Source organism: Brevundimonas denitrificans, assembly GCF_030160755.1.
Lineage (GTDB): Bacteria > Pseudomonadota > Alphaproteobacteria > Caulobacterales > Caulobacteraceae > Brevundimonas > Brevundimonas denitrificans.
Genome location: NZ_BSOY01000017.1, coordinates 25209 through 41414 on the forward strand (window position 1 = coordinate 25209; position 16206 = coordinate 41414).

Consider the following 16206-nt stretch of genomic DNA (forward strand, 5'->3'; position numbering starts at 1 on the left):
TCAGGCGGGCGCCGGCGCGAAGCCGAAGCGCCGAAACAGGGCCAGTCCGTCCGCGCCGTTCAGGAGATCGAGAAAGCCCTGGGCCGCGGCGGGGTCGCCGGCCTCGTCCCGACGTTGCAGCAGGGCGGCGGAATAGATGATCGGCGCATGACTGGCGGCGGGAAAGCTCGCCACAACCCTCACCCGGGGCTCGGCGCGTGCGTCAGTCGCATAGACCACGCCGAGGGGCACCTCGCCGCGCGCGACCAGGGCCAGCGCCGCCCGGACGTCGCCGCCGGGGGCCAGTCGATGTTCGACCGACCGCCACAGGTTCAGGCCGGTCAGGGCTTCGCGCGCGTAGCGGCCGGCCGGCACATTGGCTTCGGCGATCGCCAGCCGGCCGTCGTCCAGCCTTGCGGCGAGGTCGGTCGGCGAGGCCAGGTTGACCGAAGTCACGGTGGTCGCAGCCGGCGCGATCAGCACCAGACGGTTGGAGGCGAGGCGTCGCCGGGTCGCAGGCTCGATCCAACCGCGTTGTTCCAGCCAGTTCATCCAGAGCTCGTCGGCTGAAACGAACAGGTCGGCAGGCGCGCCCTGCTCGATCTGGCGGGCCAGCTGGGCGCTGCCGGCATAGGTCGCCCGAACGGTCCGGCCGGACCGCCGCCGGTGATCGGCGACCGCTGCGTCCAGCACCTCCCGGAGACTGGCGGCAGCGAACACGTCGATCGGCGTGGAGCCGGTGCGACGGCGTGGCGCGCAGGCGACGAGGGACGTGGCCGCCAGCATCATCAGCCCTTCTCGTCGTCCGATGCCCCCCGCATTCGCCATGATCCGCGTCTCTTCCTGAGCCAGGTGGTCTGGTCCGCAGGCACTGACTAGCATGGTCGGCCTCATTGACGGGACAGGGGACGCGGCGATCGTGCTTGATCTTCATCAAGACCCCGAAGACCTGACGTCATAGGGTGAGGTAATGTGATCCGTTAGACCTCTTCCTGAGTTCGCTCCGAGCGGTCCGACCTAAAGCGCCCCGCGCCAGGGTCCGGCAGCCGGATCCGCAAGGATCAAGGGCGGCGGGAGAAATCCCTCCGCCTCCCGTGTTTGGAAAGGAGCTTCCATGGCGCTCGACGCCGCCCCGATGGCCGACGGCTTTGGCCGTCGGTTTCACTACCTTCGCCTGTCGGTGACGGAGGTGTGCAATTTCAGCTGCACCTACTGCCTGCCGAACGGCTGGAAAAAGACCGGCCCCCTCTCCTTCCTGACGGTCGAGGAGATAGGTCGTCTGGTGGCCGGCTTTTCCGGTCTGGGGCTCAGCAAGGTGCGCCTGACCGGCGGCGAGCCGACGGTCCGCAAGGACTTCAACGCCATCATCCAGACCGTCGCGGCCGCGCCGGGCGTGGCCAAGGTCGCCATGACCACCAATGGCTGGAACCTGGCCCGTCACGCGGTCGACTGGCGGGCGTCGGGTCTCAGCCACATCAACGTCAGCATCGACTCGATCGACCCGGAGACGTTCCACCGCATCACCGGCCACGACAAGCTCAACCAGGTCCTGACGGGCCTCGACCTGGCGCTGGCCGAGGGGTTCTCCGCCGTGAAGGTCAACGCCGTCCTGCTGCGCGAGACGGCCGAGGCGGGATTCGACGGCTGGGCGCGATTCGTCCGCGATCGGCCGGTCGCTGTCCGATTCATCGAACTGATGAAGACGACCGACAATGATGAGTATTTCGCCCGCCATCATGTGAAGGCCCAGGGCCTGCGCGACTGGCTGGACCAGAACGGCTGGACCCCGGCGCCGCGCGCCTTCGACGCGGGGCCGGCGCTGGAATATCGCCATCCCGACCACGCGGGCGCCATCGGCCTGATCGCGCCCTACTCCCCCGGCTTCTGCGACAGCTGCAACCGACTGCGGGTCACCGCGCGGGGCAAACTGCGCCTGTGCCTGTTCGGGGACGGCGGCGTCGACCTGCGCGACCTGCTGCAGGACGACGACGACCGCGACCTGCTGGTCCAGCGCATCGTCTCGTCTCTCGGAGGCAAGTCCGCGGGCCATGCCCTCGCCCTGGGGCGCTCGGGCGACCTGCGCAACCTCGCCCAGCTCGGGGGCTGATCAGCCGAGAACCGTGCCGCAGGTGCGGCCCGTCTGGGTGGCCCATCGCTCGCTTTCGGCCTTGCCGACGACGCTCGAGGGCGGGGGCATGTGGTTGTCGATCAGCGGGTCGGGCCGGGCCAGCCGCTCAAGGGCGTCCGGACGGCCCAGGCTGACCTCCGCGCCATGTACGACCACCCCGTAGCTGGACAGGTTGGCGAAGGCGCGTGACAGATTCTCCGGCGACATGCCCAGCAGCGAGGCCAGCACCCGCTTCTCATGAGGGAGGACGATCGGGTCGCGCATCCCCTGACGGACCCTCTGGGTCAGCAGATAGTTGGCCAGCCGCTCAACCCCGCCCCGGAGCTTCTGGTTCTTCACGGCCCGTACGAGGCCGCGGTAACAGCCGGACAATTCCTGGGCCACAGCAAAGCTGAAGTCGGCGTCCTGTCGCATGGTGCGGCGAAGGGCCTCGCCCGACAACATCAGGATTTCGGACCGCTCCAGCGTCCGCGCCGACATCAGGGCGTCCGCATCCAGGACGACCGCGGCCAGGATGAAGGTCGAGACCGGACGCAACAGCGCGAGGGTCGTCTCCTTCTCCTTCCACGATCCCTGGAGCTCGACCGCCCCGTCCAGCAGGACATAGAGGAAGTCGACAGTGTCCCCCTCCATCAACAGGGTCGTGCCCGCGGGGAACCGTTGGAGGAAGGCGCCGGCCGTGACGTCCCTGAAGACTTCCGGCGTAGCCCGGCAGAACAGCGGCAGCGCCCTGACGCGGTCAAGATCGGCGGCGCGCATGGTCATCGGGTCGGCTCCTGGTGCGGTTCGTTGGCGGGGCTCTGGTTTATCGGCTTCGCTCCGCGCGAGCGCAGTCTCTCACTAAAGCACCGCTTGACGAATATCAATCGATCTAGATGTAGATGACAATTCGACGATCGTAACTTGTCGATCTACTGAATTTTTTCTGTATCGAAACACCTATGACCCAACTCCACCAAGAGTTCATTTGATAATCGTCAAAGAGACCGCGCCGAACGCGGACTAGGAGTCATGGAACGACAGCCGGCGAGCGGCGACGTTCCATGGAGCAGGCCAGGTGGTATCCGCCTCCGAAACATCAGCGCGAGGTGCGGCGTCCGCCCTGTGGGTCAGCACTTTTGCCTTCACCGCATGCTTTGCCGTGTGGACGATCTTCTCGATCATCGGGGTCCAGATCAAGGCGGACCTTGGCCTCAGCGAAGCGCAATTCGGCCTGCTGGTCGGGACGCCGATTCTGACCGGTTCGCTGGTGCGAGTGTTCCTCGGCGTCTGGACCGAGCAGTTCGGCGGCCGGCGCGTCAACCTGATCGTCATGGCGCTGGCCGCGGCGGCGACCTTCCTGTTGTCCTACGCCCAGACCTACACCGAGTTCCTCTTCGCGGCCCTTGGCGTCGGCATGGCGGGCGGGGCCTTTGCCGTGGGCGTCGCCTACGTTTCGAAATTCTACCCGGCCGGCAAACAGGGGACGGCGCTCGGCATCTTCGGCGCGGGCAATGTCGGCGCGGCGGTGACCAAGTTCGCGGCGCCGTTCGTGATGTTGGCGCTCGGCTGGGAGTCAGTGGCGCAGATATGGGCCGGAGCGCTGCTCGTCGTCGCCCTCCTCTTCTTCGTGCTGACGCGCGACGAGCCCCAGCTGATCGAACGCCGCCGGACGGGTCAGAAGCCCGTGGCCACCTGGATGCAATTGGCGCCGCTGAAGGACCTGCGGGTCTGGCGTTTCTCGCTCTACTATTTCTTCGTCTTCGGCGGGTTCGTCGCCCTCGCCCTTTGGCTCCCGCACTATCTGACCGGGGCCTACGGCGTGGGCATCGGCGTGGCGGGCATGCTGGCCGCGGCCTATTCGATTCCCGGTTCGCTGTTCCGGGTCTTCGGAGGCTGGCTCTCCGACCGGATCGGCGCGCGAAAGGTCATGTATCTGACCTTCGCCATCAGCGTCGTCTGCGCCTTCATCCTGTCCTATCCCGCGACCTCCTATGTGGTCGACGGCATCGACGGACCGATCCGGTTTCGCATCGCAATGAGCCTGCCGGTCTTCACCGCGGTGGTCTTCGTCCTCGGCTTCGCCATGAGCCTGGGCAAGGCGGCCGTCTACAAGCACATCCCGGTCTACTACCCGGACCACGTCGGCTCGGTCGGCGGCCTGGTGGGGATGATCGGCGGACTGGGCGGCTTCATCCTGCCCATCGCTTTCGGCGCCCTCAATGACCTGACCGGCGTCTGGACCAGCTGCTTCATGCTTCTGTTCCTGCTGGTGCTCACCGCCCTCGTCTGGATGCATTTCGCGGTCCGCCGGATGGAGCGTCGTCGCTCCCCCATGCTCTCGACGCTGCCGGAGTTCCCCGAACTGGCGGGCATCGGACCCGACAAGGCCGCGGCCGCCTCACCCCTCCGTTCGAACTAGAGAAAGACGCGCATGTCCCGTCACATTCTGCACGACTGGCGTCCGGAAGAGCCGGCGTTCTGGGCTTCCACCGGCCAGCGGATCGCGCGTCGCAATCTGTGGATCTCGATCCCGAACCTGCTGCTGGCCTTTTCGGTCTGGATGCTGTGGTCGACCGCCGCGACCCGTCTCAACATGGTCGGCTTCCAGTTCTCGACGGCCGAACTGTTCTGGCTGACGGCGCTTCCGGCCCTCTCCGGCGCCACGTTGCGGATCTTCTACAGCTTCATGGTCCCCATTTTCGGGGGTCGCCTGTGGACCACGCTGTCCACCCTGTCGCTGGCGATCCCGGCGATCGGCATCGGCATGGCGGTGCAGAACCCCGACACCCCCTATCTGGTGTTCGTCATCCTGGCCCTGCTGTGCGGCCTCGGCGGCGGGGCGTTCGCCTCGTCGATGGCCAATATCGGCTTCTTCTTCCCCAAGGCCCAGAAAGGCAACGCCCTGGCCCTGAACGCGGGCTTCGGCAATCTGGGCGTCAGCGTGCTCCAGTTCACGGCGCCGCTGGTCACCGGCGTCGCCCTGTTCTCACCGCTGTTCGGCGCGCCGCAGACCTATCTGGAAAACGGCGTCCAGCATCAGGTCTGGCTGCAGAACGCCGGCTTCGTCTGGGTGCCCTTCATCCTGGTCGCCGCCGCCGCCGCCTGGTTCGGCATGAACGACGTTGCCTCCGCCCGGGCCTCGTTCCGTGAGCAGGCCGTGGTGTTCAAGCGCAAGCACAACTGGCTGATGTGCTACCTCTACATCGGCACCTTCGGCTCATTCATCGGCTTCTCGGCGGCCTTCCCCTTGCTGGGCAAGACGCTGTTCCCCGATGTGAACATCCTGCAGATCGCCTTCCTCGGCCCCCTCGTCGGAGCCGCCTCGCGGGCTATGACCGGCTGGGTCTCGGACCGCTGGGGCGGCCAGAACGTCACCCAGGTGGTCTTCTGCGCCCTGATCGTGGGCGTGGTTGCGGTGCTCTACAGCGTCGGCGCCTTCGGCGGCGAGCCGGTGTTCAGCCTGTTCTTCGCCAGCTTCCTCTGGCTGTTCTTCTGGACCGGGGTGGGCAACGCCTCGACCTTCCAGATGATCCCGGCCCTGGTGCGCGCCGACATGCCCCGCCTGCTGCCCCTCGCCACGGCCGCCGAAAGGCTGAAGGCGTCGGAGCTTGAGGGGGCCGCCATCGTCGGCTTCTCCTCGGCCATCGGCGCCTATGGCGGCTTCTTCATCCCGCTGGCCTTCGCCAACTCCATGAAGGCCACCGGAGGCCCGGTGACGGCCCTCTACGTCTTCCTCGTCTTCTACATCTCCTGCGCCATTGTGAACTGGGTGTTCTACGCCCGCCGGCGCTCGATCCTGAACCTCTCTCCCAGCACGGCGGCCTGATCATGAGCCATACCCTCGACCGTCTCGCCTTCTTCACGCGCAAGACCGAACTCTTCTCTGACCGCCATGGCGTCATGAACGACGAGGACCGCGGCTGGGAGGAGGCCTATCGGAACCGCTGGCGTCACGACAAGGTCGTGCGCTCGACCCACGGCGTGAACTGCACGGGCTCCTGCTCGTGGAAGATCTACGTCAAGGGCGGGATCGTCACCTGGGAGACCCAGCAGACCGACTATCCCCGCACCCGGCCGGACCTGCCCAACCACGAACCGCGCGGTTGCGCGCGTGGCGCCAGCTACAGCTGGTATCTGTATTCGGCCAACCGGGTGAAGTATCCGCTGGTGCGCTCCCGCCTGCTGCGTGTGTGGCGCAAGGCGCGCGAGACCATGGAGCCGGTTGCGGCCTGGGCCTCGATCCAGAACGATCCCGCGGCGCGCAAATCCTACACCAGCATGCGCGGCGCCGGCGGCTTCGTGCGGGCCGACTGGGAAGAGATCACCGAGATCATCGCCGCGGCCAACGCCCATACGGTCAAGCGCTGGGGGCCCGACCGGGTGTTCGGCTTCTCGCCGATCCCGGCCATGTCGATGATTTCCTACGCGGCCGGCGCCCGCTACCTGCAACTGCTGGGCGGCGTGTGCGGCTCCTTCTATGACTGGTACTGCGACCTGCCCCCGGCTTCGCCCCAGACCTGGGGCGAGCAGACCGACGTGGCCGAAAGCGCCGACTGGTACAATTCCAGCTTCATGCTGCTGTGGGGCTCGAACGTCCCGCAGACGCGCACGCCGGACGCCCATTTCTACACTGAGGCCCGCTATCGCGGGGCCAAGTCGGTGGTCATCTGCCCCGACTATTCCGAGGCCTCGAAATTCTCGGACCTGTGGCTGCCGGTCAAACAGGGCACCGACGCGGCCCTGGCCATGGCCTTCGGCCATGTGATCCTCAAGGAGTATCACGTCGACAAGCAGGTGCCGTATTTCCGCGACTACCTGCGCCAGTACAGCGACCTGCCGATGCTGGTCCGGCTGGTCCCTCAGGAGGGCGGCTATGTGCCCGAGCGCCTGGTCCGTGCCTCGGATTTCGTCGGCGATCTCGAGCAGGCCAACAATCCCGACTGGAAGACGGTCGCCATCGACGAGGCCACCGGCGAGATCGTCGTGCCCAACGGCTCGATCGGCTTCCGCTGGGGCGAGGACGGCCGCTGGAATCTCGAGGAACGCGACGCCGCGGGCCGCGAGACCACACTGAAGCTGGGCCTCAAGGACGCGCACGACGAGGTCGCCGGCGTCCGCTTCCCCTATTTCGCCAACACGGCCAGCAACGGCTTCGCCTCCACCGATCACCCCGATGTCCTGACCCGCAACGTGCCGGTCCGGCGGGTGATGCTGAAGGACGGCGAGGCGCTGGTCGCCTGCGTCTACGACCTGTTCCTGGCCAACTACGGCGTCGACCAGGGCTTCGGCGGCGACTGCATGCCGGAGTCTTTCGACGACCTGCAGCCCTATTCGCCGGCCTGGGCCGAAGCCATCACCTCGGTCCCGCGCGACCAGATCATCGCCACCGCCCGCGGCTTCGCCACCAATGCCGAAAAGACCAACGGCAAGTCGATGGTGATCATCGGCGCAGCGATGAACCACTGGTTCCACATGGACATGAACTACCGCGGCGTCATCAACATGCTGGTGATGTGCGGCTGCGTGGGCCAGTCCGGCGGGGGCTGGGCCCACTATGTCGGCCAGGAGAAGCTGCGCCCCCAGACCGGCTGGGCCCCGCTGGCCTTCGCCACCGACTGGATCCGTCCGCCCCGCCAGCAGAACTCGACCTCCTTCTTCTACGCCCACTCCGACCAGTGGCGTTACGAGACCGTCGGCATCGACGAACTGCTGTCGCCCACGGCGCCGGAAGGGCCGTGGAAGGCCTCAATGATCGACTTCAACGTCCGGGCCGAACGGATGGGCTGGCTGCCGTCCGCGCCGGCGCTGAAGACCAATTCGCTGGATGTGGCCAAGGCGGCTGAAGCCGCCGGCGTCGACCCGAAGACCTACACCCTGGACGGACTGAAGGACCGCTCGATCCAGCTGTCCTGCATGGACCCGGACGACCCGGCCAACTGGCCGCGCAACATGTTCATCTGGCGCTCCAACCTGCTCGGCTCATCGGGCAAGGGCCACGAGTATTTCCTCAAACACCTGCTCGGCGCCTCGCACGGCGTCCAGGGCAAGGATCTGGGCGAGACCGGTCAGGTGAAGCCCGTCGACGTCGTCTGGCATGACGAGGCGCCGGAAGGAAAACTCGACCTGCTGGTGACCCTCGACTTCCGCATGTCGACCACGGCGGTCTACTCCGACATCGTTCTGCCGACGGCCACCTGGTACGAGAAGAACGACCTCAACACCTCCGACATGCATCCCTTCATCCACCCGCTGTCCGCGGCCGTGGACCCGGCGTGGGAATCGAAATCGGACTGGCAGATCTTCAAGGCCATCGCGAAGAAATTCTCCGCGGTCGCTCCGGAGGTTCTCGGGCTCGAAAAGGACGTGGTCCTCACCCCGATCCAGCACGACAGCCCCGGCGAGATGGCCCAGCCATTCGAGGTGAAGGACTGGTTCCTCGGCGAATGCGAGGCGATCCCGGGCAAGACCATGCCCCAGATCACCGTGGTCGAGCGCGACTACCCCAACCTCTACAAGCAGTTCACGGCGCTCGGCCCGCTGCTCGACAAGGTCGGCAACGGCGGCAAGGGCCTGGCCTGGAAGACCGGACACGAGGTCGATCTGCTGCGCGAATTGAACGGCGCGGTGCTGGACGTCGGTCTGACCGAGGGCATGCCCAGCATCGATACCGACATCGACGCCTGCGAGACCATCCTGATGCTGGCGCCGGAGACCAACGGCGAGGTCGCGGTCAAGGCCTGGGCCGCGTTGGAGAAGCAGACCGGTCGCGAACACACCCATCTGGCCCTGCCCAAGGAGGACGAGAAGATCCGCTTCCGCGATCTGCTCGCCCAGCCGCGCAAGATCATCTCATCGCCCATCTGGTCGGGCATCGAGAGCGAGAAGGTCTGCTACAACGCCGGCTACACCAATGTGCATGAGCTGATCCCCTGGCGGACGCTCACCGGTCGGCAGCAGCTCTACCAGGATCACCTGTGGATGCGGGCCTTCGGCGAGGCGCTGTGCGTCTACAAGCCGCCGATCGACCTGAAGACGACGCATGTGAAGGGTCTCAAGCCCAACGGCGAGACCGAGATCGTCCTTAACTTCATCACCCCGCACCAGAAATGGGGCATCCACTCCACCTATTCCGACAATCTGCTGATGCTGACGCTCAACCGCGGCGGACCGGTGGTGTGGATCTCGGAGACGGACGCCCGCAAGGCCGGCATCGTCGACAACGACTGGATCGAGGTCTTCAACGCCAACGGGGCCCTGACGGCCCGGGCCGTGGTCTCCCAGCGGATCCGTGAAGGCACCACCTTCATGTACCACGCCCAGGAGAAGATCGTGAACACGCCGGGATCCGAGATCACCGGCCGGCGCGGCGGCATCCACAACTCGGTCACCCGCACCGTGCTCAAGCCGACGCACATGATCGGCGGCTACGCCCAGCTGTCCTACGGTTTCAACTACTACGGCACCGTGGGCTCCAACCGGGACGAGTTCATCGTCCTGCGCAAGATGAAGACGGTCGACTGGCTGGATGAGCCGCTTGAGTCCAAGGAGTTCGGCCAATGAAGATCCGCGCACAGATCGGCATGGTGCTGAACCTCGACAAATGCATCGGCTGTCACACCTGTTCGGTGACCTGCAAGAACGTCTGGACCAGCCGCAAGGGTGTTGAATACGCCTGGTTCAACAACGTCGAGACCAAGCCGGGCATCGGCTATCCCAAGGAGTGGGAGAACCAGAAGAAGTGGAACGGCGGCTGGCGGCGCAAGGCCAACGGCAAGATCGAGCCGCGCATGGGCGCCAAATGGCGCATCCTGGCCAAGATCTTCGCCAACCCCGACCTGCCCGAGATCGACGACTACTACGAGCCGTTCGACTTCGACTACGGCCACCTGCAGACGGCGCCGGAGATGAAGCATTTCCCCACCGCCCGGCCACGGTCGCAGATCACCGGCAAGCGGATGGAGAAGATCGAATGGGGGCCCAACTGGGAGGAAATCCTGGGTGGAGAGTTCGCCAAACGCTCCGAGGATTCCAATTTCGAGGGAATCCAGAAGGAGATCTACGGCCAGTTCGAAAACACCTTCATGATGTACCTGCCGAGGCTGTGCGAGCACTGCCTCAACCCCACCTGCGTGGCCGCCTGCCCCTCCGGCGCGATCTACAAGCGGGAGGAAGACGGCATCGTCCTCATCGACCAGGACAAGTGCCGCGGCTGGCGGATGTGCGTCTCGGCCTGCCCGTACAAGAAGATCTATTACAACTGGGACTCCGGCAAATCGGAGAAATGCACCTTCTGCTTCCCGCGGATCGAGGTCGGCCAGCCGACGGTCTGTTCGGAAACCTGCGTCGGCCGCATCCGCTATCTGGGGGTGCTGCTCTATGACGCCGACCGGATCGAGGCGGCGGCTTCAACCCCGGACGTGAAGGACCTCTACCAGGCCCAACTCGACATCTTCCTCGATCCCCACGACCCGGCCGTCATCGCCCAGGCCCGGGCCGACGGCGTGCCGGAGGCCTGGCTCGAAGGCGCGCGCCGCAGCCCGGTCTACAAGATGGCCATCGACTGGAAGGTCGCCTTCCCGCTGCACCCCGAATACCGGACCCTGCCGATGGTCTGGTACGTGCCGCCGCTGTCGCCGATCCAGAACGCCGCCGCCGTGGGCGCCCTGGAGATGGACGGCGAAATGCCGGATGTGAACTCCCTCCGCATCCCGGTGAAATATCTCGCCAACCTGTTGACCGCCGGGGTCGAGGCGCCGGTGACCCTGGCGCTGCGACGGATGCTGGCCATGCGCGCCTACATGCGCGCCAGGACCGTGGATGGACGCATCGACCACGGCCTGGCCGAGACGGTCGGCCTGACCGCGGCCCAGATCGACGACATGTACAAGATCATGGCCATCGCCGATTACGAGGACCGGTTCGTCATCCCCTCGACCCACCGCGAGACGGTCGAGGACGCCTACGACCTGCGCGGCGGCTGCGGCTTCACCTTCGGCAACGGCTGTTCGGGCGGCCGCACCGAACTGGGCCTGTTCGGCCCCGACAAACGCTCACACGCCAAACCGACAGCAGAGGTGGCCTGATCATGGCTTTGACCTATCGCGCCCTGGCGCTCCTTCTCAGCTATCCGACCGCGGACATCCAGGCCGCGGCGCCGGCCGCCATGGCCGCTATCCGCGAGGAAGGCATGGTCCCCGCCCCCATCGTCGGGGCGCTGGAGAAGCTGGTTCGCAAGCTGGAACACGAGGACCTCTTTGATCTCCAGGAGGGCTTCGTCCACCTGTTCGACCGGACGCGGTCGCTGTCGCTCAATCTGTATGAACATATCCACGGCGAGAGCCGCGACCGCGGACAGGCGATGGCGGCCCTGGTCGAGCTCTACCGTTCCTACGGCCTGGAGCTGACGGCCAATGAGCTGCCGGACCACCTGCCGGTGTTCCTCGACTTCCTGTCCACCCTGCCCAATGAGGAGGCCGCCTCCCTGCTCGGCGAAGGGGCCCATGTCCTCGCCGCCCTGACCGAACGGCTGCACAAGCGCGAAAGCCCCTATCGGGCTGTGTTCGGCGCCCTCACGGCCATGACCGGCGCCGTACCCGACTCCGACGCCGTCGCCGCCCTGATGCAGGAGCCCGACGACAATCCGGACGATCTGGAGGCGCTGGACAAGGCCTGGGAGGAGACCGCCGTCACCTTCGGCCCGGCCGACGCCGGCTGTCCGAAAGCCGACTCCATCCTGTCCGCCATGAACGCCGCCCCGCCCCCCGACAAGAGCCGCCGCGTCGGCGCGGCCGCCTGAGGATCGTCACCATGGACCTGAATTTCATCCTCTTCGGCGTCTATCCCTATATCGCCATGGCGGTCCTGGTGATCGGCTCGATCCTGCGTTTCGACCGCGAGCAGTACACCTGGCGCACCGGCTCGTCCCAGCTTCTGCGGCGCAAGCAGTTGATGCTGGGCTCCGTCCTGTTCCATATCGGCATCCTGGCCATCTTCGCCGGGCATTTCGTCGGCTTGCTGACGCCGATCGCGGTGTGGGACTTCCTCGGCGTCAGCCATGGCTTCAAACAGATGCTGGCCATCGTCGCCGGCGGCGTCGCCGGCGCCTTCTGCCTCGTAGGCGGCCTCCTGCTGCTGCACCGGCGTGTGTTTGATCCGCGGATCCGCCAGACCTCCAGTTTCGGCGACACCGCCATCCTGGCCATCCTGCTGGTCCAGCTGTGTCTCGGCCTGGCCACCATTCCGCTCTCGCTGGGCCATCTCGACGGCCACGAGATGATCAAATTCATGACCTGGGCGCAGGGGATTTTCACCCTCAATCCGGACAGCGCGGGCTTTGTCGCCGACGTCCACTGGATCTTCAAGGCGCACCTCAGCCTCGGGCTGACCATCATGCTGCTCTTCCCCTTCACGCGGCTGGTCCACATGCTCTCGGCCCCGGTCTGGTATCTGAACCGCCGCGGTTGGCAGCTCGTCCGCAGCAAGCGTCCGATGCCGGTCGCGCGCCGCGCCGGAGACCGGGGCCAATGAGCGCCGTCATCGTTGTCGACGGGGTCGCGCTCCCCGAACGGCTGGTCGCCGAGGAGGCCCAGAACCATCCCGCCGCCACGCCCGAGGCGGCCCGGCAGGCCGCGGCCCACGCCCTGGCCATCAAGGCCCTGTTGCTGGACCGGGCGCATCATCTCGGACTGGCGCCCCAACCGGAGATGGACGAGGACGGCCGCGAGGAGACGCCGGAGGAAGCCCTGGTCCGGGCGGTGCTGGAGGTTGAGATCGACGTGGAGCGCCCCGGTGAGGCGGAATGCCGGCGAGTCTATGACAGCGCGCCCGAGCGGTTCCGCACCCCGCCCCTGACCCAGGCCTCCCATATCCTGTTCGCGCCGAAGGGCGAGGACGAGGCCGCCTGGGCGGCGGCGCAGAGCGCGGCCCGGGCCGCCGTCGCCGAGCTGGCGGTTCATCCGCACCGGTTCGCAGACCTGGCCGAAACCCTTTCGGACTGCCCGTCCAAGGGTGTCGGCGGCTCTCTGGGCCAGCTCTCGCCGGGCGATCTCGCCGCCGAGGTCGAGGCCGGACTGGACCGGCTGCAGGACGGCGAGACCGCGCCCGAACCGGTGCGATCGCGCTTCGGCTGGCACGTCCTGCGACTGGAGCGCCGGATCGAGGGGCGCCTCCTGCCGTTCGAACACGTCCTGCCCCGGATCGCCCTGCATCTGGAAAGCCGCTCCTGGACAGCCGCCGCGGCCCGCTACGTCTCGGGCCTCGCGGCCGAAGCCCGCGAGCAGGGCGTGGCGCTGAGCGTGACCGAGGATGGCGGCGTCGCCTTCGGCGCCCTGTCCCTGGGCGACCTGTTGGACGATCAGGCCGCGGTCACGGCCCGGCTGGAAGTCTGGCTGGACGAGGCCGACCCGGCGCTGGCCGCCCGGGCCCGCGAGACCGCGGCGACGAGCGGCGTCAGTCTCGCCGATTTCGTGCAGCGCGAAGTCTCAGCCTTCCTCCAGGGCGCCGATGACGAGGGCTGGACCCGCCTGATCTCGGCCGCCCAGGGCTCCGACGACCCGGCCCTGGCCTGCGTGCGGGCGATCCTGAAGTCGAAACTGAAGACGGCCGCCCGCACCTATACCTTGATCCGGAGACACTGACATGCTGCCGATCGGTCGCCCGGCCCTGCTGGCTCTCGCCGTGATGGCGGCCCCCGCCCTGGCTCACGCCCAGTCTCCCGCGCCTTCCCCTGCGGCGGGGGCGGCCGTCGCTTCGACGCGGTCGGGCGACATCCTGTTCGAGAGCCGCCTGCGCTATGAGGGCGTCAGCCAGGACGGGCTCGATGACGCGACGGCCGTGACCCTGCGCGCGCGCCTGGGTTGGCAGAGCCCGGAGCGGTCCGGCTTCCGTGTGCTGGTCGAAGGCGAGGCGGTCGTCGCTCTCGTCGATGACTACAACGACACCATCCACGGCCCCCCGACCTATCCCGTGGTGGCTGATCCCGAGGCGTTCGAACTGAACCGGCTTCAGGTCACATGGACCGGCCTGCCGGACACCGAGGTGATCCTGGGCCGCCAGCGCATCGTGCTGGGCACGGCCCGGTTCGTCGGCAATGTCGGCTTCCGCCAGAACGAGCAGACCTTCGATGCGGTCAAGGTGACGACCCGCGCGTTCGAGCCGCTCACCCTCACCTGGGCCTGGATCGACCGGGTCCACAGGGTGTTCGGCGACGACAGCCCCGTGGGCGAGTGGCGCTCGGACAGTCACCTGATCAATGTCGAGGCCCCGACCCCGGCGGGCAAGTTGACGGCCTATGGCTATCTGCTGGATTTCAGCAACGCCGCGGCCCAGTCGTCGGCGACCTGGGGCGCGCGACTGGAGGGAAGCCGCAACCTGTCGCCGGACTGGTCGGCCCTCTATGCGGTCGAATACGCTCGCCAGTCGGAGCACGGGGCCAATCCCGCCCGGTTCGATCTCGACTACGGGCTGGTCTCGGCCGGCCTGAAGCGCGGTCCCGTCACGGGGACATTGGCCCTCGAGCGACTGGACGGAAACGGCGCCCAGGCGTTCCAGACTCCCCTGGCGACCCTGCATGCCTTCCAGGGCTGGGCCGACGTCTTCCTGACCACGCCCAGGGACGGCTTGCGCGACGTCTCCGCCACGGTGAGCTATGCGGTCGCCCATCCGCCCGTGGGACGCAGCGGCGTCCTGACCGCCTCCTGGCGCGAGTTTCATGACGCTGATGGGTCCGCCCGCTACGGCGACGAACTGGACCTGTCGGCGCGGCTGGTGCTCGACCCCCGGTGGGCGATCGAGATCAAGGGCGCGCACTTCAACGGCGCCGCGGCCGCCTTCCCCGACCGGGACAAGGTCTGGGCCGCCCTCGACTATCGGTTCTAGGCCGATGACCGGGCAGGGAGCGCATGACCGATGAGCCAGAGCTCCACAATAGAGCCGCTGCCGCCCGAGCTGATTCACGAACCGCTGAACTGGCTGTTCGCGGAACACTATCGCCATCGCCAACTGTGCCAGCTGATCGAACGGGTCGGCAACGCGACGGTTCTGCTGAGCGACGAGGCCCATGAGATCCTGGCCTTCCTGCGCCAGGACATGCCGCTTCACGTCATCGACGAGGAGGATGACCTGTTTCCCCTGCTGCGGCGGCGCTGTCAGCCCGCCGACGAGCTGGACGCCGTGCTGGGGGCCCTGTCGGCCGAGCATCACGATGACCTTGACCGCGCCCGCACGCTGATCGCCGCGCTGGAACACGCCCTGGCGGAGGGGCGGGCGCCGGGTCATGATCGGGAGACCCGACGCCTTTTCACGGACTTCGCCCTGCATGAACGCCGCCATATCGCCCTGGAAAACGCCGTTGTTCTGCCGATCGCCCGCCTTCGCCTGACCGCCGCGGACCTGAGATCGCTCAGCATCCGGCTGGCGGCGCGACGCGGCGTCCTGCTGGATGCCGAAGGCGATGAGGCGGCGTCATGATCGAGGCCCTGCTGCGCAACAACCTGGACTGGGCCGCCACCCGGACCCGGCTTGATCCCGGGTATTTTCGCCGGCTCTCGGAACAACAGGCGCCGGAATATCTCTGGATCGGCTGTTCCGACAGCCGGGTGCCGGCCAATGAGATCGTCGGCCTTCAACCCGGCGAACTGTTCGTCCATCGCAACGTCGCCAATCTTGCGCCGGCCCAGGACATGAACCTGCTGGCCGTGCTCCAGTTCGCCCTGGAGACGTTGAAGGTGCGGCACATCATCGTCTGCGGCCACTATGGCTGCGGCGGCGTGCGCGCCGTGCTGGACGGTCAGCGCCATGGCATCCTCGATCACTGGATGCAGCGCGTTCAGCGCCTTTGCGAAGACCATCACACGGATCTTGAGGCCATCCACGACCCCGAGACCCGGGTCAATTTCATCTGCGAGAAGAACGTCCTGGCCCAGGTGCGGGCGCTGTCCCGCAATCCCTTTGTCACCGACGCCTGGCGCCGGGGTCAGCCGGTGTCGATCCACGGCTGGATCTACTCCATCCGCGACGGCCTGGTGCGGGACCTCGAGACGACGGTCAGCGACGTCGGCGCAGCCGGGCGACTGGCCGCGCCGCCCCCGCTTCCCCGCCGCGGCGGCGCGCCCCGGGCC

Annotated in this window: 13 protein-coding genes and 1 riboswitch; of the genes, 11 read left to right on the forward strand and 2 right to left on the reverse strand. The window is 67.0% G+C overall.

Going from position 1 to position 16206, the window contains the following annotated elements; translation table 11 throughout:
* Entirely contained in the window at window positions 1-807 is an 807-nt protein-coding gene (gene modA, locus QQJ79_RS05665; protein ID WP_284221946.1) for a molybdate ABC transporter substrate-binding protein, read from the reverse strand.
* Between the two features lie 161 nt (window positions 808-968).
* Window positions 969-1104: riboswitch (molybdenum cofactor riboswitch) on the forward strand.
* On the opposite strand from modA, the gene moaA reads away from it, so the two are divergent.
* Window positions 1094-2086, forward strand: coding sequence for a GTP 3',8-cyclase MoaA (moaA, locus tag QQJ79_RS05670; RefSeq protein ID WP_284221947.1), 993 nt, complete (start codon window positions 1094-1096; stop codon window positions 2084-2086). Its footprint overlaps the riboswitch before it by 11 nt.
* Here moaA and ftrB read toward each other — a convergent pair whose 3' ends face one another.
* Window positions 2087-2872, reverse strand: a complete 786-nt coding sequence (ftrB, locus tag QQJ79_RS05675) for a transcriptional activator FtrB (RefSeq protein WP_431307572.1) — start codon at window positions 2870-2872, stop codon at window positions 2087-2089.
* A gap of 292 nt (window positions 2873-3164) precedes the next feature.
* Between ftrB and QQJ79_RS05680 the strand changes: the two genes are divergently transcribed.
* The 10 genes from QQJ79_RS05680 to QQJ79_RS05725 form a co-directional block, all read left to right on the forward strand.
* Complete coding sequence (locus tag QQJ79_RS05680) at window positions 3165-4508, forward strand: MFS transporter (RefSeq protein ID WP_284221948.1); 1344 nt, start codon at window positions 3165-3167, stop codon at window positions 4506-4508.
* A 12-nt stretch (window positions 4509-4520) separates the two neighbouring features.
* Window positions 4521-5915, forward strand: coding sequence for an MFS transporter (locus QQJ79_RS05685; protein WP_284221949.1), 1395 nt, complete (start codon window positions 4521-4523; stop codon window positions 5913-5915).
* 2 nt (window positions 5916-5917) lie between these two features.
* A complete protein-coding gene (locus QQJ79_RS05690) occupies window positions 5918-9649 on the forward strand; it encodes a nitrate reductase subunit alpha (RefSeq protein WP_284221950.1) in 3732 nt (1243 codons plus the stop codon).
* Entirely contained in the window at window positions 9646-11172 is a 1527-nt protein-coding gene (narH, locus tag QQJ79_RS05695) for a nitrate reductase subunit beta (protein WP_284221951.1), read from the forward strand. The genes QQJ79_RS05690 and narH overlap by 4 nt, the downstream gene beginning before the upstream one ends.
* A 2-nt stretch (window positions 11173-11174) precedes the next feature.
* Window positions 11175-11885 (forward strand): nitrate reductase molybdenum cofactor assembly chaperone, encoded by a 711-nt coding sequence (narJ, locus tag QQJ79_RS05700; RefSeq protein ID WP_284221952.1) that lies wholly within the window; start codon window positions 11175-11177, stop codon window positions 11883-11885.
* An 11-nt stretch (window positions 11886-11896) separates the two neighbouring features.
* On the forward strand, window positions 11897-12616 hold the full coding sequence (gene narI / locus QQJ79_RS05705) for a respiratory nitrate reductase subunit gamma (protein ID WP_284221953.1): 720 nt from the start codon (window positions 11897-11899) through the stop codon (window positions 12614-12616).
* A complete protein-coding gene (locus QQJ79_RS05710) occupies window positions 12613-13725 on the forward strand; it encodes a peptidylprolyl isomerase (RefSeq protein ID WP_284221954.1) in 1113 nt (370 codons plus the stop codon). The genes narI and QQJ79_RS05710 overlap by 4 nt, the downstream gene beginning before the upstream one ends.
* 1 nt (window position 13726) lies before the next feature.
* Entirely contained in the window at window positions 13727-14965 is a 1239-nt protein-coding gene (locus tag QQJ79_RS05715; protein ID WP_284221955.1) for a hypothetical protein, read from the forward strand.
* A gap of 30 nt (window positions 14966-14995) precedes the next feature.
* Complete coding sequence (locus tag QQJ79_RS05720; protein ID WP_284221956.1) at window positions 14996-15556, forward strand: hemerythrin domain-containing protein; 561 nt, start codon at window positions 14996-14998, stop codon at window positions 15554-15556.
* Window positions 15553-16206, forward strand: a 654-nt coding sequence (locus tag QQJ79_RS05725; RefSeq protein ID WP_284221957.1) for a carbonic anhydrase, incomplete at its 3' end; no start/stop codon positions are given. The genes QQJ79_RS05720 and QQJ79_RS05725, both read left to right, overlap by 4 nt.